Below are 22,960 nucleotides of genomic sequence, written 5' to 3'. Positions count from 1 at the left end.
CAGCCGCATCCTCTGGAGCGCTCTGATGAGTATCGCGATCCCCTTCCTTACCTTTCTTCTCATCGGCGCGATCGCCGCGTACCACCGCCTGCGTCTGCCGGTCTGGGCCGCGTTGACCGCCACCGCGCTGGTCGCCTGTTATCTGCTCGGCGCCAGCCCCACAGCGACCATCATCGCCGCCGTGCTGGTGGCCCTGATCGCGGTCCCGCTGCTGGTGCCGGCGATCCGCCTGCCGCTGATCACCAAGCCGCTGCTGGGCTTCTACACCAAGATTCTGCCGCCGCTGTCGGAAACCGAACGCACCGCGCTGGAAGCGGGCACGGTGGGTTTCGAAGGCCAGCTGTTCTCGGGCAAGCCCGACTGGCAGCAGTTGCTGTCGCAGCCCAAGCCGGAACTGAGCGCGGAAGAACAAGCCTTCCTCGACGGCCCGACCGAAGAGCTGTGCAAGATGACCAACGACTGGCAGATCACGCACATCGATGCCGATCTGCCGCCGGAGATGTGGGAGTACGTCAAGAAGAACAAATTCTTCGGCCTCAACATCCCGAAGGAGTACGGCGGCCTGGGCTTCTCCGCGCTGGCCAATCACAAGGTGATCCAGAAACTGGCGTCGGTGTCGAGCGTGGTCAGCTCCACGGTCGGCGTGCCCAACTCGCTGGGCCCGGCCGAGCTGCTGATGCACTACGGCACCCAGGAACAGAAGGACCACTACCTGCCGCGCCTGGCCGACGGCCGCGAAGTGCCGTGCTTCGGCCTGACCGGCCCGTGGGCCGGCTCGGATGCGACCTCGATTCCCGACTACGGCATCGTCACCACCGGCGAGTGGAACGGCGCGCGCGTGGTCGGCGTCAAGCTGACCTTCGATAAGCGCTACATCACCCTGGCGCCGGTCGCCACGCTGATCGGCCTGGCCTTCCGCATGTACGACCCGGACGGCCTGATCGGCGACAAGCGCGACATCGGCATCACCATCGCGCTGTTGCCGCGCGACACCGCCGGCGTGGAAGTCGGCCGCCGCCACTTCCCGCTCAACTGCACCTTCCAGAACGGCCCGATCCACGGCAAGGAAGTATTCATCCCGCTGAGCCAGCTGATCGGCGGCGAAGCCTACGCCGGCAAGGGCTGGCAGATGCTGGTGGAATGCCTGTCGATCGGCCGCTCGATCACCCTGCCCTCCTCGGGCAGCGGCGGCGCCAAGATGGGCGCGATCGTCACCGGCGCGTATGCGCGCATCCGCAAGCAGTTCGGCCTGTCGGTCGGCCGCTTCGAAGGCGTGGAAGAAGCCCTCGCCCGCATCGCCGGCCACGCCTACGCGATCAGCGCGCTGTCGCAGGCCACCGCCGCGGCGGTGGCGCGCGGCGAAAACCCGGCCGTGCCCTCGACCATCGCCAAGTACCACTGCACCGAGATGGCCCGCGAAGTGGCCAAGGACGTGATGGACATCCACGGCGGCAAGGGCATCATCCTCGGCCCGAAGAACTACGCCGGCCGCAACTGGCAGGCGCTGCCGATCATGATCACGGTGGAAGGCGCGAACATCATGACGCGCTCGCTGATGATCTTCGGCCAGGGCGCGATCCTGTGCCACCCGTGGGTGCTCAAGGAAATGAAGGCGGCGATGCTGCCCGACAAGGCCGAGGCCCTGCGCGAGTTCGACAAGAACCTGTTCGGCCACATCGGCTTCGCCATCTCCAACGCCGTGCGCAGTTGGTGGTTCGGCCTGACCGCCGCGCGCGTGGGCGCCGCCCCGGGCGATGCCTACACCCGCCGCTACTACCGCAAGCTCAACCGTTATTCGGCGACGCTGGCGGTGATGGCCGACACCTCGATGCTGCTGCTGGGCGGCAAGCTCAAGTTCAAGGAATCCCTGTCGGGCCGCCTGGGCGACGTGCTGAGCCAGCTGTACATCGCCAGCGCCATGCTCAAGCGTTACGAAGACCAGGGCCGTCCGGTCGGCGATCAGCCGCTGCTGGCCTGGGCCTTCCACGACTGCGTGCACAAGATCGAACTGGCGCTGTCGGGCGCGCTGCGCAACTTCCCGATCCGTCCGGTCGGTTACCTGCTGTGGATGCTGATCTTCCCCTGGGGCCGCCGCGCGCAGGCGCCGAGCGATCGCCTGGGCCACCGTGCCGCGTCCTTGCTGATGTCGCCCAACGACGCCCGCGACCGTCTGGCCGAAGGCGTGTTCACCACGCCGTGCGCCAACAACCCGGCCGGCCGCATCAACAGCTACCTGCAGAAGGTGATCCTGGCCGAGCCGGTGGAGCGCAAGTTCCTCAAGGCGCTGAAGAACAGCGACATCGAAGCGCTGGATTTCCCCGGCCAGCTCGACGAGGGCGTGCGCGAGGGCTGGATCACGGCCGAGGAACGCAAGCAGTTGGAAGAGCTGCGCGAGATGACCATCGATGCGATCAGCGTCGACGACTTCGACGCCGCCGAGCTGCGTTCGGCCGGTTACAAGGCGCTGCACGAGCGCGATCACGGCAATACCGACGCACGCGCCGCGGCGTGATGCGGATCGCGCGGATGCGACGCGATGCTTGAATCGGAACGGCGGGCCTTCGGGTCCGCCGTTTTGGTTTTGGGGTTGGAGTTCGCGACTGCTGGTTCGCGGTTACCGACGTTGCGACAAGTGCCCGCACGCCTCCCCTACCGTCATTCCCGCGAACGCGGGCTCCGTTTTACTTCGGCGGAGCCGAACATCCAGTGTCTTTGTCGCAACTGCACGAAAGTCGCTGGATTCCCGCGTTCGCGGGAATGACGGATAGGAACAGACGCATGCATCTGCGGGAACGACGGTAGAAACCATCCATCCCCACCGCTCCCGACTCACTACCAACACAACCACGGACCCGCCCATGAGCGCCAACGTCCTGTCCCTGTACAAGAAAATTACCCGCTATCCCGCCGGCCATTGGCTGTTCACCCGCGCGGTGTGCTTCAAGGCGCCCTACTTCGCCAGCATCTCGCCGCGCTTCGAGTCGTTGGAACCCGGCCGCTGCAGCGCGACCATGCGCCACCGTCGCGCCATCACCAATCACCTGGGCACCGTGCACGCCATCGCCATGTGCAATCTGGCCGAACTCACCGGCGGGGTGATGACCGACGCCAGCATCCCCAAATCGATGCGCTGGATCCCGATCGGCATGAGCGTGGAGTACCTGAAGAAAGCCGTCGGGACCATGCGCGCGGTGGCGACGCCGGCCGCGCCCATCGTCGAATCCGACCGAGGCTATGATCTGCCGGTCGACGTCGAAGTCACCAACCCCGCCGGCGAGCCCGTGTTCCGGGCGCGCATCGCCATGCGGGTTTCGCCCAAGCCCAAGCGCGACTGAATCCGCGCGGAGCCATGCCATGAACGCGACTACCTGGATCTGGATCGGCGGCGCCCATAGCCTGGCCTTCGCGCTGTTCCACATGGCGTTCTGGAAGCTGTTCGGCTGGCGCCAATCGCTCAAGGCCGCGAGCGTGGCCGACCGGGCGATCCTGCAGATTCTCAATCTGCGGCTGATCTACGTATTTTTGTGCATCGCCGCGCTGTGCTTCGTCTTCGCCGACGACTTGCACGGCACCGCCATGGGGCGCGCGGTGTTGGCGGGAATGTCGTTGTTCTGGGTCGGCAGGACGATCGAGCAATTCGTGTTTCTGCGGATCAACCGGCCGCTGGTGCATGTGCTGACGGCGCTGTTCGTGCTGGGCGCGATTATTTTCGCGGTGCCGCTGTTTCTTTGATCCGCCGCACCCGCATTCCCCACAACTCCCACAATCCCCAAGTCTGATTCCCCCCTTTGAAAAAGGGTGAAGGGCCGCGCTTGCGAACCGCAGGTTCGCGCGGCACTGAACGCCCACAGGCTATGCCTGTGGGCCGGAGGACCGGGGGGATTTGCTTTTGCTCTTGCTTCAATGCCACCACGGCAAAAGCAAATCCCCCGCGCCGAAGTTAGCCATCGACAACGCGGCTTTCGCCGGCGCCCGCCCCCTTTTTCAAAGGGGGCAGCGGTTTTCGCGCTTCGGTTACGACACACAATCCATCGCGGGCTCTGCCTCCGATTCACCGGTAGCCACTACCGCCGCTTCCGCCGGCTTACCGGCCGACATCAACACGAAGCCAAGCAACACCGACACCGCGACGATCCCCGCGGCCGCATACCCCAACCCGCCGACACCGACCGCATCGATCACCTGCCCGCCGACGATCGCACCGACGCCGATGCCCAGATTCGCCCCGGAAATATTCAACGACGCCGCGAACGCCGGCGCCTGCGGCGCCGACTTCATCACCCGCACGTGGCTGACCGGGAACAACGCCGCCTGGGTGATGCCCCACAGCGCCAGCGTCACCGCGAACAAGGGCAGCGACTGCACCGCCGGCACCACCAGCACCAGGCCGATCGCCATCGGCACGCTGAAGATCAGCGACGCCACCAGCGGATTGCGATCGACGATGCGCCCGCCCAGCGTATTGCCGATCAGGCCGACCGCGCCGAATGCCATCAACGCCCAGCCGACCACCGAGCCGTTGAAACCGGCCAGGCGTTCGAACATGTCGGCCAGATAGGTGTAGGCCGTGAACATGCCGGTGAACAGGATTACCGACAGCAGCACATGCCCGCCCACGCGCGGATCGCGCAGCACCAGGAACTGGTGGCGCAACTTCATCTGCGGCTGAGCCGAGCGGCTGTCGGGCAGGAATACGAACAGCAGCGTGGCCTTGAGCACCGAGGCGATCGCCAGGGCGACGAACGCCGCGCGCCAGCCGAAGGCGTCGGCGATCAAGGTGCCGGTGGGAACACCGATCACCGTCGCGCAGATCACGCCGAAGGAAATCACCGAGATCGCGCGCCCGGCGCGCTCCTGCCCGGCCAGATCGACCGCGGTTTCGCTGGCCAGCGCCCAGAACACCGGCACGCCCAACGCCGGGATCAATCGCGCGAGCGCCATCACCCCGAGATTCGGCGCCATCGCCGCGAGCAGATTGGAAGCGGCGAACAACAGCAACACCACGATGAACAAGCGCTTGCGTTCGAAACGCGAGAAATACGCGGTCAAAAACGGCCCGCTGGCGGCGACCGCGAACGCGAACAAGGTCACCAGCAAGCCGGCCTGGGAAACGCTCACGCCCAGATCGCGCGCGAGCGACGGCAACAGGCCGACCAGGATGAATTCGGTCGTCAGCACGGTGAAACCGGCCGCCGACAGCAACATGAGGGGCAACAGCACGGGGGTGCTCCTTGAAGAAAGAACAGTCGCCGCCGCACGGCGCGAGCCGTAGCGGCGTAACCATTGAGGAGGAATGCAGAGGAAGCCGGAGGGCGCGCCGTGTGCCGACGCATTGGTTCACTTTAGGAAACACCGTGGTGTCGATAAACCACGCTGTGTCGCTTTCATTGTTCCGAATCGAGGACGCTGCGCGTAAGCCTTGAGGTTGCGGGCTTTGGCGGATTTTCGCCCGTTCGGGACTGTAAATCCCGGATTGCGAACTAGTCGCGCGCGCGCGGATGCGGCATGTTGGCCGGCGCATCATCGACGCAGCCCGATCGATCCCGGGCCGCGTGCGGCTTGCGTGCGTACGTTGCGACGAACGCGCAACCGGTCACACCGTTTGCAACATCGCCGGTCTAGGCTCGACGCCCTGTCTACTGCACGAGGCGAAGATCATGGCGAAGGTGTTGGTGCTTTATTACTCGGCCTACGGCCACTGCGAAAAAATGGCCGAAGCCGTGGCCGAAGGCGCGCGCGCGGCCGGCGCGCAGGTCGATATCAAGCGCGTTCCGGAGCTGGTGCCGGAAGAGGTCGCGCGCAAGTCGCACTACAAGCTCGATCAGGCCGCGCCGATCGCGCAGATCGCCGATCTGGAGCATTACGACGCCATCGTCGTCGGCACCGGCACCCGCTTCGGGCGGATGTCCTCGCAGATGGCCAACTTCCTCGATCAGGCCGGCGGGCTGTGGGCCAAGGGCGCGTTGCACGGCAAGGTCGGCGCGGCCTTCACCTCGACCGCGACCCAGCACGGCGGCCAGGAAACGACGTTGTTCTCGATCATCACCAACCTGCTGCACTTCGGCATGGTGATCGTCGGGCTCAACTACGGCTATGCCGGGCAGATGCGGCTGGACGAAGTCACCGGCGGCTCGCCTTATGGCACCACCACCATCACCGGCGGCGATGGTTCGCGGCAGCCGACTCAGAATGAGCTTGATGCGGCGCGTTACCAGGGGCGCGAGGTGGCTGAGACGGCTAAAAAGCTGCACGGGTGAGTTGGGGAGAGCTAAAAGCAAATCCCCCCTAGCCCTCCGGCCCACAGGCACAGCCTGTGGGCGTTCAGTGCCGCGCGAACCTGCGGTTCGCAAGCGCGGCCCTTCACCCTTTTTCAAAGGGAGGAACGATACGCTCAGGGTGGAAGGTTTCGTCGCTGGGGCCGAAACACGCAAATCGCGCCCCCTTTGGAAAAGGGGCTGACGCCCGGCGAGCACTCCGTTTCAGATAGCGAATCGGAGCGTGAGGGATTCGCTCTTGCCCTCGAAGGGACCTACAGCAACCACACCGCCGCCAACGCAGCCAGCGCCGGAACCGCCTGCACATAGAAGATCCGCCGGCTGACCGTAGCCGCGCCATAAGCGCCGGCGACCACCACGCAGGCCAGGAAGAACGTCGCCACGTCCACGCGCGCGCAGGCCAATCCCCAGACCAGACCGGCGACCAGGAAGCCGTTGTACAGCCCCTGATTGGCCGCCAGCACCCGGGTGATCTCGGCCTTTTCCGGGGTATTGCGGAACACCTTCATGCCGAGCGGCCTGGTCCACAGGAACATCTCCAGGACCAGGAAATACAGATGAAGCGACGCGACCACGGCGATCAGGACGATGGCGAGCCAATGCATCGGGCGTGCTCCATAAGGTGAGATCGAAGCGCGCAGCATACGGCTTCGCACGGCCGACGCCGAGATCCGCGCCACGGCTTGAGAGCAACCGCGAGATCGCGTCCGTCACCCCACACGGCGCCCCGCGAAATCAACCGCCCTTCGTCTTCGCCTTCGCATGCCAGGCCTTGAGCACCTCGGCCTCGCGCTCCGGCTTCAAGCCGGCCTTGAGCTTCGCGCGGCGCTCTTCCGGCAGCGTCCGCCACCACACCAGGGTGTCGCGCGCGGTCTCGCGCAAGGGCCGGTAATTCAACCCCGCCGCTTTCGCCTTGCTCACCGAGGTGCGGCCGAAGCCGGCGTATTCGCCGCGCGCCGGAATCCACGCCGGCATGTCGCTCCAGGCCTGCACCTTCTGCTCTTCCAGGAAATCCGCCGGTACCCAGGTCACGCTGGATTTCTTGCCCGAAGCGCGCTGCGATTCGCGCAACACCGCGCCCATGGTCAGCGCGCCGGGGGCGCCGTCGGCGTTGTAGATGCCGACGTGGCCGCGCTCGATCGTGGTCAGCAGGAACGCGGCCAGATCGCGCACGTCGATGAACTGGGTCGGGTCTTGTTCGCTGCCGGGCGCGAGGATCTCGCCGCCACGATCGGCGCGCGCCGGCCAATAGGTGAAGCGGTCGCTGTTGTCGCCCGGGCCGACGATCAAACCCGGCCGGACCACGGTCGTGCGGCCGGGCAGTTCCTGCTCGGCGGCCTTCTCGCACAGCGCCTTCAATCCGCCGTAGGTTTCGCCGGTGACTTCCGTGACGTTGGGATCGGCCAGCGTCGCGACCGGCGAGGTCTCATCGGCCGGCGCATCGTTCTTGGCATACACCGAAATGGTCGAAACCAGCACGTATTGCTTCACCCGCGCCGCGAGCAACTTGCCCGACCGCGTCACATCGGCCGGGATGTAAGCCGAGGTATCGAGCACCGCGTCCCATTGGCGGTCGCCTTCCAGCGCCTTCATGTCGGTCTTGCGATCGCCGTGCAACTGCTCGATGTCGTGGTACTCCTCGCCGGAAAACTTGTCCGGATTGGTCTTGCCGCGATTGAACAGCGTCAGCGTATGGCCGTGCTTGCGCGCGATCTCGACGAAGTGCGGCCCGAGAAACCCGGTGCCGCCCATCACCAGAATCTTGCGCGGCTTGGGCTGAAGAATCGTGCGCGCGAACGAAGGCATCGCTAGCAGGCCGGCGCCGGCGGCACCGGCGGCGAGAAAATCGCGGCGGTTGAAGGTCATGATTCACCTCGTGCGGGTTGTCGGTCGAAAGCGCTGTCGGAAGAGGAATCGGCGCCTGGCAGGCCGCGCTGCGCGCGCACGATGCTCCAGGCGCCGGCGGTCATGCCCGCGGCGGCGATCGCGCCGGCCGCGAACACCGCCTGGGTGCCGAACAACGCCACCGCCTTGTGGATCCAAACGAAGGCCAGATCGGTGCCGCGGAAGATCGCGGTGTCGATCACCGCCTTGCCCTTGTAGCGCGATGGACGGTCCACCCGCGTGTACAAGGTCTCGCGCGCCGGCTTGGCCAGGGCGAACTCGCTGCCGCGCTGCAGCACCTGCACGATCGCGACCATCACCGGCAGCGGCGACGCCATCAGCACGCCGAAACCCAGCAGCAGGATCAATCCGGGCATCAGCAGCGCGGGGGCGACGCCGTGGCGATCGAGCAGCCAGCGCGTGAGCAGCAGTTGGGTCAGGATCGCAAGCAGATTCACCGCACTGTCGATGCGGGCGAAGTACGCCGTCGCCGCTTCGGCGCCGGGATAGAACTCGCGCGCGATCGCCGCCTGCTGGTTGTAGAGCAAGGTCGCCGCGCCGACGCTGAAGAACAAGGTCGCCGCCATCGCCCGCAGCACCGGCCGCTGCCACACCAGCTTCAGCCCGGCCCAGACCGAGCCGCCCATCGCGCCCTCGCCGCTGTCCAGCCCTTGCGCATGCGCGCGCCGGATCGCCCACGGCCGCAAGCGCACGATGCACAGCACGCACACCGCCAGGAACCCGGCCGAGACCAGCAGCAGATTCGCCACACCCAGCGGCTGCACCAGCCATTGCGTCAACATCGGCCCGATCACCGCGCCGGCGGTGCCCCCGGCGCCGATGTAGCCGTACACCCGGCGCGCCTGGCGATCGTCGAACACATCCGCCATGTAGCTCCAGAACACGGTCACCGCGAACAGATTGAAGATCGCCGTCCACACAAAGAACACCATGCCGCGTCCGGGCACCTGGGTGTGGAACGCCCAGTGGAACGCGAACAGACAGAGAATGAAGATGCCGTAGACCACCGGCAGGAACACTCGCCGCGGGAACCGCGCGACCAGCGCGCCGTACACCGGCTGCAACGCGATCATGACCACGAAGGTGCAGGTGAACAGCACTTGCAGCACGAAGTCCTTGAGCTGCAGCCCGTGCGATTGCGCCCATTGGATCGCCGCATGCGGAAACACCGTGGCCGCGTCGCTGGATGCGCCCATCGCATCGCGCACCGGGCGCAGCACGTAGTAGCCGCAGAGCAGACAGAAGAAGTACAGCAGCGACCACCACAGCGGCGGCGTCTGCGCCAGCGCCTTGCGCAAGCCGTTCATGCGCGCGCCCTGTGATCGCCCGTATACGAGGTTTCATATTCGCCGCGCACTGCGCCCGATGGCACGCGCATGCGTTCGCATCCGCACCGCAGACACGGTTCGCGCATGGTCCTGAGCTCCCTTTTCCCACACACAAGCTAGCGCCGCGCTCAGAGCGGCGGCGTCTGCGGATGGTCATCCCGACCTTTGGCATAGGCTGCGGATGCGTTGCTCAGTTTCGCTCGAGCTCCCGCAGCACCTCAGGGCGCTGCGCGATCGGCTGGGACGGATCGAGCTGCACGTAGGTCGCGCCGGTGCGCGCCAGCGCCGCGGCCGCGGCGGCGGAGCGCCGGTCGTCGACCAGCACACACACCCGACGCCCCGCCAGGCGTCCTGCGGGGGCTTCCTGCGCGGCCTTGGCCAGGGCTGCGACCAGGGAATCCTGCTCGGAGCGCGGGTCGAACACCGTTGCGAACACCAATGCCCCGGTTTCGCGGCCGGGGTTCGACAAGGTCTCGACGATCTGCCGCAGTTCGGGCAAGTCCGCGCGGCCGGCTTGCATCTGGATCCGGCGCAACCCCGGCCCACGCTCGCCAGCGTCGGGATCGAGCCGACGGCAAGCCTCGGACAGGTAGCGGTTCCAGTCGCGGTAATCGCTCGTCGCCGGCGCCAGCAGCGGCGCGCGCCGGACCGCTTTCGCCGCCTCCCAAAACACCTGCTCTCTGGCGATGGCTGGTGCGGCTTGGATATAAGCGCGCCGCAGTGCGGTCTCATAGCCGGATGCACGCCGTCCAGTCGTTGCATCCAGCGCCAGTTCGACATAACCGGCCGGCTCGTAGCTGCGGTCGTTGTTGTTGGGAATCGCCACGCGCAGCAGCACTTGGCGCCCGTCGGCCGAAAACCTGTGCTCGCGGCCCCAGTCGATCGAGCTGACCGAGCGCGGCAAGGCGCGCACATAATCGGCCGGCAGCAATTGCTCCAGGCCCAGCGAGCGCACCATGCGGCCGACGGTGTCGTACAGCACGACCACGCGCGGGCCGTGGCCGGCGCCGTACCAGTCGTTGAAGGTCGCCGTCCGACCGTCGTCCGACACCACGGCCCAGGGCGGCGCCACCGGATTGCGCAGCGGTCCGCGCCATACCTGCACCCAGCCCGCCCCTTCCCGGCGCTCCATGCGGGCTTGCGCGGTCTTTTCCGGCGGAACGTCTTTTCGCTCGCGCGGCGCAGGGTCCGCCGACGGCGTCACCGTCAGCCGATAGCGCCCGTTGCCGGAGAGGTAAGTCTCGACGCGCGGCGGCTCGAAAAGATCGGCCCGCGCCGGTCGCCACGGCCACAGGCCGATCAGCATCAACACAACGGCGCACAGCATCGCATTGCGGTCCATCTACCTGTGCTCCATATCCGTCAGGCCGTCGCGGCCACCTTAGCGCGAAGATCAGCGCCGCACCGGTTCTCTCGCCGCCGCGCGCAAGGTCAACCGCGAAATCTCCGGCGGCACCCCGAACCGCACCGGCAGGATGCTGGTGCCGATGCCGGTGGAGACGAACAGATGCTTGTCGTGCTCGATCAGGTAGCCGCCGGCGTAACGCTGTTCGGCCGGCAGCACCGGCGTGCCGATCCACGGCAATCTGACCTGACCGCCGTGGGTGTGGCCGGCGATGGTCAGCGAGGCGCGCGGCGGAATGTCGGGAAACAGATCCGGGTTGTGGGTCAACGCGATCGTCGGGGCGTCGTCGCCGACGCCGGCGAAGGCGCCGGCGACGTCGTGACGGGTTTCCCATTTGTCGCCGATGCCGACGATCCATACCCGACACTCGCCGAACTGCGCGGCCCGGGCCTGGTCTTCCAGCACGGTCACGCCGGCCGATTCCAGCGCCGCGCGCACCTTGTGGCCGTCCTTCCACCAGTCATGGTTGCCGAGCACGGCATAGACCGGTTTGCGCGCGGTCAGCGGCTTGAGATGCGGCGCGAGTTGGTCGGCGGAGATATACGTGCCGCCGAGCACGCTGAGAATCACGTAGTCGCCCGCCATCAGCACTGCGCTGGCATCGCTGGCGGCGAGTCGGCCGACGATGTCGTCGAGCTTGTCCAGGCCGTTGTGCGGCGAGCCGGTGTGCAGGTCGGCGACCACGTCCAGGCGCAGGCCCTCGCATTCGCGCGGCCAGTGCGGCAGGGCGAAGGCGTAATCGCGTTCGACCAGTTGCCGCGGTTCCCAGAAGAACCCCCAGGCCAGACATGCCAGCGCGCACAGCACGAGGGTGACGAACAACCGCTGCAGCCACTGCTGACGCGGCCACGGCCGCCAACCGCGCCTCATGCGCGAGCGCCCTCGCCCGGTTCGGCCGCGCCGCCGCGTTGCACCCAGCGCGCGAGGTTCCAGCCGACCACACCGGCACCGGCCGCGACCACCGCGCTGATGCCGGCCAGCCCGGCGACGCCGACGCCCAGGCTGCGCAGGCCGACCATCGTCGTCGCCACCGCCACATCGCCGAAGCGCCAGGCGGCGGTATCGACCGCGTTCTTGCCCTTGTAGCGCAGGGTGCGCGCGGCGCTGGAGAACAGGCTCTCGCGCGCCGGACCGACCATGCCGTAGGCCAGCCCGCGACTGACCACCAGCGCCATCGCCACCGCCGGCAGCGGTCCGATCATCGCCGCCATGCCCGCCGGCAACGACGCGATCAAGGCGCCGTAGGCGGGGAACAGTTCGGTCAAGGGCGCGTGCGCGTCGGCGACCGAGGCCGACAGGGTCAGGAACATCACCGTCACCACCGACCACACGCCGATCACCGAGGCCGCGCCGCGCCGCGACAGCAGCCACGGCGTCAGCAGCACCTGCGCGCTCAGCGCCACGATGTTGGTCATCAGATCCAGGTCGGCGGCGAAGCGCGTGCGCGAGACCGCGTCGGTGAAGGTCGCCTTGGAATAGTCCACGACCAGGCCGTAGTTGACCGTGCCGATCCAGTCGCCCAGCAACAGCAGGATCGCCATCGAACGCATGAACGGATTGGCGAAGACCTGCTTGATCCCGTCGAACATGCCGCCGCCGATCGCCGCCTCGTGGCTGCTCTCGAAACGGCGCGTGCCGTGCACGCGCGACCACCGCCCCAGCAGGATCACGAACACCAGCGCCAGCCCCAGCAGCGAGGCCGACACCACCAGCAACGGCGCCACGCCGATCACGCCGACCAGTCGCCCGGTCAACGCCGGCCCGACCAGCGAGCCGACCGTGCCGCCGACGGCGATGATCGGAAACAGCCGGCGCGCCTGGCCTTCGTTCCAGATGTCGGTCATGAAGCTCCAGAACACCGACACCACGAACAGATTGAACACGCTGATCCAGACGAAGAACACCGTGCCCAGCACGCGCGGGCTCAGCGGCCCGTGCGCGCCGAACAGCGGCACGAAGCCGATCAGGCAGGCGATGAAGAAGCCGTACACCACCGGCACCACCACCCGGCGCGGATAGCGCGAGACCAACCCCGAGAACACCGGCGTCAAGGCCAGCGTCGCCAGCAACGTGGCCGCGTAGAACCACGGCAACTGGGTGGAGCCGACCACGGCGCTGAGCTGGTCGCGCACCGGCCGGATCATGTAGTACGCGGTGAGCACGCAGAAGAAATACGCCACCGATAAAGCCACCGCGCGCCATTCGCCGGAATGGACCCGTCCGGTGGACAGGCTGGCGCCTTGAACTGCCGACATCGCGTCGCTCCGTGAGTGAACCGCCGGAAGCCGGTCGGCTCTGCAGATCGTGGATTGCGGATCAGCGGCGCGGGAGCCGTCGCGATGCGTTCCCGTCGTCGCCTGCGCGGCCGCCACTGCCGGCCGTGCAGGTTTGCCGGCACGGTAGCCCAAGGCGTCGGCGGCCGCCACCACAGCGTGTGGCGGAACCGGGGGCGCCCGGCGTTGGGAGCATTTGCTCTAGTTTTGCCGCTTACGGTCGCCCGATCCGCGCGGCAACCGATGCCGCGCCCCTGCGGGATGCGCCAGTGCCCACCGAGTTCGACTACATCATCATCGGCGCCGGATCGGCCGGCTGCGTGCTCGCCAATCGCCTCAGCGAAGACCCCGATACCCGTGTGCTGCTCATCGAAGCCGGCCCGCGCGATCTGCACCCCTTCATCCACATGCCCGCCGGCGTGGCCAAGCTGGTCAACAAGAAGGGAGTGAACTGGGATTACGACACCGCGCCGGAGCCGAACCTGGACAACCGGGTGCTGTGGTGGCCGCGCGGCAAGGTGCTCGGCGGTTCGAGCTCGATCAACGCCATGTGCTACATCCGCGGCGCGACCGGCGACTACGACGGCTGGGCCGCCGCCGGCGCCAGCGGCTGGGACTGGAACAGCGTGCTGCCCTACTTCCGCCGCAGCGAGCGCAACAGCCGCGGCGACGACGCCCTGCACGGCAGCATGGGTCCGTTGTACGTGTCGGACCTGCGCTACACCAATCCGCTGTCGGCCGTCTTCATCGAAGCCGCGCGCCAGGCCGGTTATGCGGCCAACGGCGATTTCAACGGCCCCAGCCAGGAGGGCTTCGGCTATTACCAGGTGACGCAGAAGAACGGCGCGCGCTGCTCCAGCGCCGTCGCCTACCTGGACCCGGCGCGCGAACGCCACAACCTGCAGATCGTTACCAAAGCGCTGGTCAGCCGCATCACCATCGAGAACGGCCGCGCCACCGGCGTGGTCTACAGCAGCGGCGGCCGCGCCTATCATCAGCACGCGCAGCGCGAAGTGCTGCTCAGCGGCGGCGCGATCAATTCGCCGCAGTTGCTGATGCTGTCGGGCGTCGGCCCCGCCGATCAGTTGCGCCGGCACGGCATCGAAGTCGTCGCCGACGCACCGCAAGTCGGGCAGAACCTGCAGGACCATCTGGACATCTGTACGCTGCAGCACTCCACCCAGCGCGTCACCTACGATCGCCTCAGCGACATCGTGGTCGCCCTCAACTATTACCTGCGCGGCCACAGCGGCCCGGGCAGCAGCAACATCGCCGAGGCCGGCGGCTTCGTGCGCTCCGACCTGGCGCCGGACGATCGCGCCGACGTGCAGTTCCATTTCGTGCCGGCGATGCTCGACGATCACGGCCGCCATCGCCTCCGCGGCGACGGCTACACCGCCCACGCCTGTTTCCTGCACCCGCGCAGCCGCGGCCATCTCGAACTGGTCAGCGCCAGCGCCGGCGACAAGGTCCGCATCAACGCCAATTACCTGAGCGATGCGGAAGGCTTCGACATGAAGATGATGGTCGAGTGCGCCAAGCTCTCGCGCACCTTGTTCAAGCAGAAAGCCTTCGACGCATACCGCGGCAAGCCGATCTTCCCCGCGCGCGAGGATCTGAGCGACGCCGAACTGGTCGAGTTCGTGCGCGCCAAGGCCGAGACCGTGTATCACCCGGTCGGCACTTGCCGCATGGGCGACGACGCGGCCTCGGTGGTGGATTCGCAATTGCGCGTGCGCGGCATCGACGGCCTGCGGGTGATCGATGCCTCGGTGATGCCGACTTTGGTCAGCGGCAATACCAATGCGCCGACGATCATGATCGCCGAGCGCGCTTCGGATCTGATTCGCGGGCGGGTTTGATTTTCGGGATTCGGGATTCGGGATTCGGGATTCGGGAATCGGGAATCGGGAATCGGGAATCGGGAATCGGGAATCGGGAATCAGGAATCAGGAATCGCAGCAAGTTTCTCCCTGCCCCCACCAACCCGATTCCCCCCTTTTGAAAAAGGGTGAAGGGCCGCGCTTGCGAACCGCAGGTTCGCGCGGCACTGAACGCCCACAGGCTGCGCCTGTGGGCCGGGGGGCCAGGGGGATTTGCTTTTGATCTTCCCGCACCCCCAAAGCAAATCCCCCGGCGCAGATGGCTTCCCGCCCCCCTCAACAACGCAGGCGCCAGCCCCCTTTTTCAAAGGGAGCGAATTGTCCGGGTCGGCGACACCAAAGCCTCTCTCCACTGGCCGCTTGCCGGCACTCCGAACGTTTGCGCAATCGGCCGTCACCGCGGCCATTAATCCCTGAAAAATCAGAATCCTGAATGCGGTTGTTGTTCAATTCCCTGAGATCGGAGCTAGAATCAACTCATCCCGGTCCACGCAGGCGCTGCGAGCGATGAAACACGACTCCTCCCGACGCTCACTCAACCCCTGGCGCCTGGGCACTCTCGCTGCCCTGCTTACGCTCACCCTGGGGTCCACGGCGCAGACGTCGCTGCGCTGGCACACGCCCGATCCGTCGCAGCCCAGCGTTTCGCAAGCGGGCGTGGCGCGCTCGCAAGGCATCGACGGCACCGTCGCGCCGCAAGGCCTGCAGATCGGCTCAGCCGCCAACAACCTCAATCCGCGCGTGATGCCGCTGGCCGCCGACTTCGACGTGCGCCAGTTCGAAGCGATGGCGCAGGCGCTGGTCGCCGACCAACGCATTCCGGGCATGGCCATGGCCATCGTCCACAACGGCCAGATCCTCAGCGCGCGCGGCTACGGCGTCACCGACGTGCGCAACGCCGAGCCGATCGACGCCCACACCGTGTTCCGCCTGGCCTCGCTGTCCAAGAGCTTCGCCGGCACTCTGACCGGGCTGCTGGTCAACGACGGCACGCTGCGCTGGGACAGCAAGCTGGTCGATTACATGCCCAGCTTCCAGTTGATCGATCCCAACGCCGCGCGCACCGTCACCGTCGCCGACCTGCTCAGCCATCGCGTCGGCCTGACCCACAACACCTACGACCGCGATCTGGAAAACTACGCCGACTACCGCGTGCTCACGCAGAAGCTGGCCTACGCGCCGATGAGCTGCCAGCCCGGCACCTGCTACGGCTACCAGAACATCGCCTTCAGCCTGATCGGCGACGTGGTCTTCGCCGCCACCGGCGACTTCTACAGCCAGGAAGTGCAGCGCCGCCTGTTCAAGCCCTTGGGCATGAACGACGCCAGCCTGGGTCTGGAAGGCATCACCTCAGCCGCGCGCTGGGCCAAGCCGCACGTGCGCGCGCGCGGCGGCTGGGCTTCGCTGACGCCCAAGCCGACCTACTACCAACTGCCGCCGGCCGCCGGCGTCAATGCCAGCGCCAGCGATATGGCGCAGTGGTTGATCGCGCAGACCGGGCATCGTCCCGACGTGCTGCCGCTGCCGCTGCTGGCGACGCTGCATCAGCCGCTGGTGGAGACGCCCACCGAGATCCGCGGCTCCAGCTGGCGCCGTCAGCGCCTGGGCTCGGCCGGTTACGCGCTGGGTTGGCGCGTGTTCGACTACGCCGGCCACCGCGTGGTCTTCCACGCCGGCGCGGTGCAGGGCTATCGCGGCATGGTCGCGATGCTGCCCGAGCGCGACCTCGGCATCGCCGTGCTGTGGAACAGCGAGAGCGGTCTGCCGACCGGCCTGCTGCCGACCATGCTGGACCGCGCCATCGGCATGCCGGTGCAGCGCTGGCTCGACGTGGACGGCTTCGACGACCCGGGCCTGTACGCGTCGGAAGGCGTGAACCCGCAGGACCCGACCGGCAGCAACGCGCAGAAGTCCACCGCGGCGCCGCACTGAGGATCGGGAATCGGGAATCGGGAATCGGGAATCGGGAACAGCATGAAACGAAAAGGCCCGCCATTGGCGGGCCTTTTCGTTTATGCATCTGTGTCGGCATCCGAAGACCGCGTTACCGCAGCCACCCCGCCTGCCGCTTTAACGATTCCCGATTCCCGATTCCCGGCCCCAATCACCCCGGCTCACTCTCCAGCACCAGCTTCAGCTTAGCCAACCCCTTCTCGTAGTCCTTGCCGACCATCGAGTCGAGCAGCAGCCCGAACCAGCGCGAGACCAGGTTGTTGCCGTGCTCGCTCTCCAGCGTCCAGGTCACCCGCGTGCCGGCGCCCTGCACCTGCAAGCCGAAGATGCCGGTCGCCTGGGTGCCGTCGAAGTCGAGCGCGTTGACCACCTTCTGCTGCGGCACCGACTCGGTGATGCGCTGGCTGCCCTTGCCGACCTTCGCCCCTTCCCAGCTCATCGCCGCGCCGACGCCCGACTCCGGGCCGCTGTAGGCGTACTTCGCGGTCGGCTCGATCTCGAACCACGGCGACCACTCGTTGAAGCGCTTGTAGGAGTCGAGCATCGCGTGCACCTCGGCCGGCGGCCGATCGATGGTGATCGAGCGCTCGACGTGGCTGCTGGACGGCAACAGGAAGCCGCCGACCACGAACACGGCGGCGAGCAGGACGACGAGGTACAGCAGGCCCTTGAGCAAAGTCTTCATGGCGCGTCCCTGGCGGTGTGTTGACCGCGATGCTAACCGCTGCCGCCGTGACGGGACTGCGGCGGCGGCTTGTTGCCGACGGGAGGCGATGCGCCGGTACCCACTGCGCCGCGGTTGGCGCAAGCCCGATGTCGCGATCCGGGGGGCTTCGCAGGCCGGCGCGGGCTGCTCGCCCACGCGTTCGCGAACCCCGCCTCGGGCAAGTCGCAGCCGTGAACCGTCGCGGCCGGGCGGCCGTTCGTCCGCCTGGCGCGGCAATCGCCCGCGCAAAAAAAAACTCTCTCCCCGCCTGGGCTGCGGGGAGAGAGCTGGATTACGGCTAATCGGGGATTTTTATTAGATCAGCGGTGCCGGGGTAGCGGGCATCGCAGCAGCCTTCGGCTTGCGGGCACGCTTGGCGGCCTTCTTCGGAGCCTTCTTAGCCGCCTTCTTGGCGGTCTTCTTGGCGGTCTTCTTGGCAGCCTTCTTGGCGGTCTTCTTAGTAGCCTTCTTAGCCGTCTTCTTGGCGGCCTTCTTGGCGGTCTTCTTGGTGGCCTTCTTAGCCGTCTTCTTGGCGGCCTTCTTGGCGGTCTTCTTGGCAGCCTTCTTAGCCGTCTTCTTCACGGCTTTCTTGGCGGCCTTCTTGGCGGTCTTGCGGACGGCCTTCTTGGCGGTCTTCTTCACGGCCTTCTTGGCGGTCTTCTTGGTGGCCTTCTTGGCAACCTTCTTAGCGCCGGCCTTCTTGGCGACCTTCTTGGTCGCTTTCTTGGCGGAGGACTTCTTAGCAGCTTTCTTAACGGCCATGGGATGGCTCCTCGTCAGTGATGATCAGGGATGATCAGTGGTGGTGCGGTAAGCCCAGTTCTAAGGAACTCTGTGGTGGCAGAGCCGCGGGAGTCGGACCCGCGTGCAACCGCCGGCGCGCGTGGCGCGTCGGAACGGATCGGGGATCGCGTCCGGCCGTAGCGGCGGCGGGACCGATGGCGTACCCGCGCAAAAGGCGGGTGTGGCTGGCCGCGAAACGGGGCGGCCAAACAAAAACCCGGGCCGCCAAACGCGAACCGGGTTGCATAAAGCAGGACGCCAGCGATGTCATCAGGGATTTGGATGTCATCGGCGAAGAGAGCGTGGCCAACATTTCTGCAGAGGAAGCGAACCCTGCGTCCACCGTTTTGATTGTCCGGGCGGAGGTTCGAATTGTGCTGCATGTTGTCGCGCTGTGTTTTCTCACTCTCTTGGCAGGAAGCGTCTGCTGGGCGAAACCTAATCACGCTTTTTCTGACTGTCAACAACCCCGGCGATTTTTTTTAGGGGCCGCACGCCCCGACGTCGCCGTCGGCGCCGACGCGCGCGGCGACGGCGAACGCGCGCGCGCATCGACGCGTTCGCGATGCGTTCGCAACTACATCGCTGAAACCTAAGCGTGGCGCGGGTTTCAGAGCGTCGTCGTTTTTCGTTTTAGTTTTTTCGTCGATGCGCGCGCGCGTTCGCGAACGCTTCGAAGGCGTCCGCGGCGACCTGTACCGGAAGAAAAAATTCCTCTCCGCGAGGGTGCCGGATTTCGCGTCGCACAAGCCCGAATGCGCGAAAGTGCGCGAACTTTTTTTGCCCCGCGCGGGCGTTCGACGGCCGCCGCGAACGCTCGCGACGGGTCGGCGTCGGCGTCGTTGGCGGTGTCGGCGATGGCTTGGCGACGCGCGCGAACGCATCGGCGAGCGCGTGCGTCGGCGTCGTCGCCCGCCTTCGCGATGGCGCCGACGCGCGCTCGAAGCGACCGTTCGTCAGCCGCGACGGTCGCCGATGCGCGCGCCGACCTCGCCGCGTGCGCCGCGCGCGGTGCGCGCATCGGTCGGGAAAGCGTTTACGCCGACGGCGGTCGAACTCGCGCTCGCGGCGCGAGCGAACGCGCGCCGGCGATGTCGGAATGCTGTCGCCGACGCTCCCGGCGGCTGATTTGGAACAAGTGAAATCGCCCACGCGAAAGTGGCGCGGCGCGTCGGCGCGGCGCGAGGCGGTGGTGTCGTCGGCGTGCGCCGGCCCGGTTCTGTCTTCACGCCGATTGCACGAATCGCGCGGCGACGCGGCCGGCTTCGCGCTTGCGTTCCGGCGCCGCGTCGAGTCGATCGAGTTCGTGCCGGCGTCTTCGCGCGGCACCTTGCCGCGCTGTCGGATGCGCTGCGCTCGCGTCGGCGACGGCTATGCGCGCGCCTTGATCGCGTTTCGATATCGCGCTTTTTTCCGCTGGATTTTCGAAACGCGCGGGCGCGATGCGCGGCCGCGTCGATCCGGATTTGCGCGCGCGTCGCGACGGCGCCGACAGGCTGTGCGAGCACGAGCGCACCGCCCGGCGAGGTCAGGCGAGGACGCGGCCGAGGCGCGGATCGACGCTTGTCGGTCGAGGCGTCGGCGGGCGGTCGAGGCTGTGAGCGCGGGTGAGTCCGTGCGTGACGCGCACGGCAAGCGCGCGATCGCGGCGCACGGCGGGCGCGCGGCCGTCCTTCGCGTTGCCACCTCGGATTCGCATTCGGCGCAATGCAGTGCGCCCTCGGTTGCCGCGGCCCTCGGTTGCCGCGGCCATCGGTCGGCGAGTCGGGCTTCGGCGCCGACCCGCGGCATCGACCAGCGTCGGTGTCGGCTTCGGTCTCGGTTGTCGGCGTCGGCGTCGGGCATCGGCGAGCACCCGTCATCGCACCCGGACGCGGACCACGTCGGCAGCCAGACCACGTCGCGATCGGTTCCCCGCAAACAAAACGGGGAGCCAGTCCGGTGCCGCGTGTCGCGGTCCGGTGCTGCGCTCCCCGTCGGCCGTGGCCGTTGCCGGCCGCGGCGGGTGGATCAGTGGTCGTCTTCTTCGAGCAGTTCGGCGTAGTCGTCCGGCGCGAGCAGCTCGTTGAGCTGATCGGGCTCGTCGATTTCGACGGTGTAGATCCAGCCTTCGCCGTAGGCGTCTTCGTTGATGGTTTCCGGCTTGTCGGCGAGCGCGGTGTTGACCGCGGTCACGGTGCCGGAGACCGGTGCGTAGACGTCGGAAGCGGCCTTGACCGATTCCACCACGGCGCTGGCGTTGCCGGCCTCGACGCGGTCGCCGACGTTGGGCAGTTCGACGTAGACCAGATCGCCGAGCAGGCCCTGGGCATGGTCGGAGATGCCGACGGTGACTTTGCCGTCGCCTTCGACGCGGGCCCACTCGTGGGACTTCATGAACTTAAGATCGCCGGGAATTTCACTCATGGCAGGGGCCTCGGACGTTACGGGGAGCGGCGGGTAATGGCGCGTAGTTTAACGATGCTGGAGCGTCGTGGGAGGGGGGCGACGAAGGAGACGATCGATGGCATGAGGTGAACGGCCATCGCAGAACCGGCGCGGGTCGCGCCGCGCGGGCGGTCGGCGTCGCCGCGGACGTGCATCGGCCTAACGTCCCGCGTCGATCAGGAACGGCTCGCGGCCGCTCAGCAGCGCCTCGCGCAGCGCTTCGACGCGGTCCTGCCCCCAGAACGGTTCGCCGCGCAGCACGTAGCCGGGCAGGCCCGGCAGATCGGCGGCGATGGCGGCGGCGGTGTTGGCCTCGTAGATCGCGCCCACCGCCTCGCTCTGCGCCGCGGCGAAGGTCGCCTCGACATCGTGACCGTGATCGCGCAACAGCCGCGCCAGCACGTCGCGGTCGGCGAGGTCCTGGTCGTGGGCCCAGATCGCGCGGAAGGCGGCGTCCATATAAGAGGACGGATCGCGGCCGGCCTCGCACAGGGCGATGAGGCAGCGATCGGCCAGACTCGGATCGACCGGAAAGAACTTCGGCGCCAGATTCAGCGGCACCTCGCGCTGCGCGCGGGCGCGCTGCAGCTCGACCAGGCGATAGCGCTGCCGCGCCGGCGCGCGCTGGCCCAGCGGCAAGCCGCCGTTGGCCGAGAACAGTTCGAAGATCCGCACCGGCTTGTAGGCCAGGCGCGCGCCGGTCTCGCGCGCGAGCGCCAGCACGGGCGCGTGGCCCAGATAGGCGTAGGGCGAGATCAGGCTGAGGTAGTAGTCGATGACGGTCATGGCCGCGGCGCCGTTCAGGCGAGCACGCCGTCTTGCGCCTGTCCGTCGCGCACGAACGGGAACTTGACCACCCGCACCGGCACTTCCTTGCCGCGGATGTCCACGCGCACGTTGCCGCTCGCGCCAAGCGCGATCTCGCCGGCCGGCACGCGCGCGAATGCGATCGACTTGCCGAGCGTCGGCGAGAAGGTGCCCGAGAGGATTTCGCCGTCGCCGTGCGCGGTCAGCACTTTCTGGCCGTGGCGCAGCACGCCCTTTTCGTCCATCACCAGCGCGATCATCTGGCGCGGCGCGCCGGCGGCCTTCTGCTTCTCCAGCGGGCCGCGGCCGATGAAGTCGCGGCCTTCGTCGAGGGCGACGGTCCAGGCCAACGCGGCCTCGTACGGCGACACGGTGTCGTCCATGTCCTGGCCGTACAGATTCATGCCCGCTTCCAGCCGCAGGGTGTCGCGCGCGCCCAGGCCGGCCGGCTTGACGCCGATGGCGAGCAGCGCGTCCCACAGCGCGACCGCGCGGTCTTCGGGCACAACCACTTCGAAACCGTCTTCGCCGGTGTAGCCGGTGCGGGCGATGAACAGCGCGATGCCGTCGACGGTCTGGGCTTCGCCGGCGACGAACTTGCCGAGCTTGCCGATGCGCGCGCGATCTTCCTCGCGCAGCAGGCCGACGACTTTCTCGCGCGCGTTCGGGCCTTGCACGGCGATCATCGCCAGCTCCGGACGCTCGGTCACCGACACCTCGAAGGCGCGGGCCTGCTCGCCGATCCAGGCCAGGTCCTTCTCGCGCGTGGCGGCGTTGACCACCAGGCGGAAATACTGCTCATCGAGGAAATAGACGATCAGGTCGTCGATCACGCCGCCGTCGGGATTGAGCATGCAGGTGTACAGCGCCTTGCCCGACTTCTGCAGTTTGTCCACCGAGTTGGCGACCAGGTTGCGCAGAAAATCGCGCACGCGCGCGCCGCGCAGATCGACCACGGTCATGTGGCTGACGTCGAACATGCCGGCATCGCGGCGCACCTGATGGTGTTCTTCGATCTGCGAGCCGTAGCTGATCGGCATGTCCCAGCCGCCGAAATCCACCATCTTGGCGCCGAGTGCGCGGTGGGCGTCGTTGAGGATGGTCTTCTGGCTCATGGGGCGCTGCCTGCTCGTAGGGGGTTTGGAGCCGGCGATTATCCCTCATGCGCGTGTCGTGCGTATTTGCCGGATTTCGGTACGCGGGCGAATGGTGTGA

Annotated in this window: 20 protein-coding genes; 8 read left to right on the top strand and 12 right to left on the bottom strand. The window is 67.2% G+C overall.

The genetic code is table 11. From position 1 onward, the window contains the following. Positions 1–25 precede the first annotated feature (25 nt). The 3 genes from LG3211_RS05055 (at position 26) to LG3211_RS05045 (ending at position 3,732) form a co-directional block, all read left to right on the top strand. Positions 26–2,512, top strand: a complete 2,487-nt coding sequence (locus LG3211_RS05055) for an acyl-CoA dehydrogenase (RefSeq protein ID WP_057941871.1) — start codon at positions 26–28, stop codon at positions 2,510–2,512. 346 nt (positions 2,513–2,858) lie between these two features. After that, complete coding sequence (locus LG3211_RS05050) at positions 2,859–3,335, top strand: hotdog fold domain-containing protein (RefSeq protein WP_057941870.1); 477 nt, start codon at positions 2,859–2,861, stop codon at positions 3,333–3,335. A 19-nt stretch (positions 3,336–3,354) separates the two neighbouring features. Beyond that, positions 3,355–3,732, top strand: a complete 378-nt coding sequence (locus LG3211_RS05045) for a hypothetical protein (protein WP_057941869.1) — start codon at positions 3,355–3,357, stop codon at positions 3,730–3,732. A gap of 282 nt (positions 3,733–4,014) precedes the next feature. On the opposite strand, the gene LG3211_RS05040 is transcribed toward LG3211_RS05045, so the two are convergent. After that, positions 4,015–5,220 carry an MFS transporter gene (locus LG3211_RS05040; RefSeq protein ID WP_057941868.1) on the bottom strand — a complete coding sequence of 402 codons (1,206 nt, stop codon included), beginning with the start codon at positions 5,218–5,220 and terminating at the stop codon, positions 4,015–4,017. 437 nt (positions 5,221–5,657) lie between these two features. Between LG3211_RS05040 and wrbA the strand changes: the two genes are divergently transcribed. Beyond that, on the top strand, positions 5,658–6,257 hold the full coding sequence (wrbA, locus tag LG3211_RS05035) for an NAD(P)H:quinone oxidoreductase (RefSeq protein ID WP_057941867.1): 600 nt from the start codon (positions 5,658–5,660) through the stop codon (positions 6,255–6,257). A 272-nt stretch (positions 6,258–6,529) separates the two neighbouring features. Here wrbA and LG3211_RS05030 read toward each other — a convergent pair whose 3' ends face one another. The 6 genes from LG3211_RS05030 to LG3211_RS05005 all read right to left on the bottom strand — a co-directional run bounded on the left by LG3211_RS05030 (position 6,530) and on the right by LG3211_RS05005 (position 13,168). After that, complete coding sequence (locus tag LG3211_RS05030; RefSeq protein ID WP_057941866.1) at positions 6,530–6,880, bottom strand: DUF1304 domain-containing protein; 351 nt, start codon at positions 6,878–6,880, stop codon at positions 6,530–6,532. A gap of 130 nt (positions 6,881–7,010) precedes the next feature. Then, positions 7,011–8,141, bottom strand: coding sequence for an SDR family oxidoreductase (locus LG3211_RS05025; protein WP_148648756.1), 1,131 nt, complete (start codon positions 8,139–8,141; stop codon positions 7,011–7,013). Then, positions 8,138–9,487: an NTP/NDP exchange transporter gene (locus tag LG3211_RS05020; protein ID WP_057941865.1), complete on the bottom strand. Its 1,350-nt coding sequence runs from the start codon at positions 9,485–9,487 to the stop codon at positions 8,138–8,140. Before LG3211_RS05020 ends, LG3211_RS05025 begins: the two co-directional genes overlap by 4 nt. A gap of 211 nt (positions 9,488–9,698) precedes the next feature. After that, entirely contained in the window at positions 9,699–10,850 is a 1,152-nt protein-coding gene (locus LG3211_RS05015) for a hypothetical protein (protein WP_057941864.1), read from the bottom strand. A gap of 51 nt (positions 10,851–10,901) precedes the next feature. After that, complete coding sequence (locus LG3211_RS05010) at positions 10,902–11,783, bottom strand: metallophosphoesterase (RefSeq protein WP_057941863.1); 882 nt, start codon at positions 11,781–11,783, stop codon at positions 10,902–10,904. Continuing rightward, positions 11,780–13,168 carry an NTP/NDP exchange transporter gene (locus tag LG3211_RS05005; protein ID WP_057941862.1) on the bottom strand — a complete coding sequence of 463 codons (1,389 nt, stop codon included), beginning with the start codon at positions 13,166–13,168 and terminating at the stop codon, positions 11,780–11,782. Before LG3211_RS05005 ends, LG3211_RS05010 begins: the two co-directional genes overlap by 4 nt. Positions 13,169–13,455: 287 nt before the next feature. Between LG3211_RS05005 and LG3211_RS05000 the strand changes: the two genes are divergently transcribed. Both LG3211_RS05000 and LG3211_RS04995 read left to right on the top strand, forming a co-directional pair. Then, complete coding sequence (locus LG3211_RS05000) at positions 13,456–15,048, top strand: GMC family oxidoreductase (protein WP_057941861.1); 1,593 nt, start codon at positions 13,456–13,458, stop codon at positions 15,046–15,048. A 528-nt stretch (positions 15,049–15,576) separates the two neighbouring features. After that, on the top strand, positions 15,577–17,001 hold the full coding sequence (locus tag LG3211_RS04995) for a serine hydrolase domain-containing protein (RefSeq protein ID WP_057941860.1): 1,425 nt from the start codon (positions 15,577–15,579) through the stop codon (positions 16,999–17,001). Positions 17,002–17,173: 172 nt separating this feature from the next. Here LG3211_RS04995 and LG3211_RS04990 read toward each other — a convergent pair whose 3' ends face one another. Then, entirely contained in the window at positions 17,174–17,707 is a 534-nt protein-coding gene (locus LG3211_RS04990) for an SRPBCC family protein (protein ID WP_057941859.1), read from the bottom strand. A gap of 394 nt (positions 17,708–18,101) precedes the next feature. Here LG3211_RS04990 and LG3211_RS27270 point away from each other — a divergent pair, with 394 nt between their 5' ends. Continuing rightward, positions 18,102–18,524: a hypothetical protein gene (locus LG3211_RS27270; protein ID WP_386793802.1), complete on the top strand. Its 423-nt coding sequence runs from the start codon at positions 18,102–18,104 to the stop codon at positions 18,522–18,524. A 142-nt stretch (positions 18,525–18,666) separates the two neighbouring features. Continuing rightward, the gene (locus tag LG3211_RS25445; protein WP_148648755.1) at positions 18,667–19,107 is read left to right on the top strand and encodes a hypothetical protein; all 441 of its coding nucleotides are present in this window, start codon (positions 18,667–18,669) and stop codon (positions 19,105–19,107) included. A 37-nt stretch (positions 19,108–19,144) separates the two neighbouring features. Here LG3211_RS25445 and LG3211_RS25440 read toward each other — a convergent pair whose 3' ends face one another. The 4 genes from LG3211_RS25440 to gcvT all read right to left on the bottom strand — a co-directional run bounded on the left by LG3211_RS25440 (position 19,145) and on the right by gcvT (position 22,860). Next, positions 19,145–19,840 carry a hypothetical protein gene (locus LG3211_RS25440; RefSeq protein ID WP_148648754.1) on the bottom strand — a complete coding sequence of 232 codons (696 nt, stop codon included), beginning with the start codon at positions 19,838–19,840 and terminating at the stop codon, positions 19,145–19,147. A 681-nt stretch (positions 19,841–20,521) separates the two neighbouring features. Continuing rightward, positions 20,522–20,917, bottom strand: coding sequence for a glycine cleavage system protein GcvH (gene gcvH / locus LG3211_RS04975; RefSeq protein ID WP_057941856.1), 396 nt, complete (start codon positions 20,915–20,917; stop codon positions 20,522–20,524). A gap of 180 nt (positions 20,918–21,097) precedes the next feature. Beyond that, positions 21,098–21,724: a 2-hydroxychromene-2-carboxylate isomerase gene (locus LG3211_RS04970; protein ID WP_057941855.1), complete on the bottom strand. Its 627-nt coding sequence runs from the start codon at positions 21,722–21,724 to the stop codon at positions 21,098–21,100. Positions 21,725–21,738: 14 nt separating this feature from the next. Then, positions 21,739–22,860: a glycine cleavage system aminomethyltransferase GcvT gene (gene gcvT, locus LG3211_RS04965; protein ID WP_057941854.1), complete on the bottom strand. Its 1,122-nt coding sequence runs from the start codon at positions 22,858–22,860 to the stop codon at positions 21,739–21,741. Between the last annotated feature and the right edge of the window lie 100 nt (positions 22,861–22,960).

This window comes from Lysobacter gummosus, assembly GCF_001442805.1.
GTDB classification, from domain to species: Bacteria; Pseudomonadota; Gammaproteobacteria; order Xanthomonadales; family Xanthomonadaceae; genus Lysobacter; species Lysobacter gummosus.
This window is presented reverse-complemented; position numbering and strand designations above follow the sequence as displayed.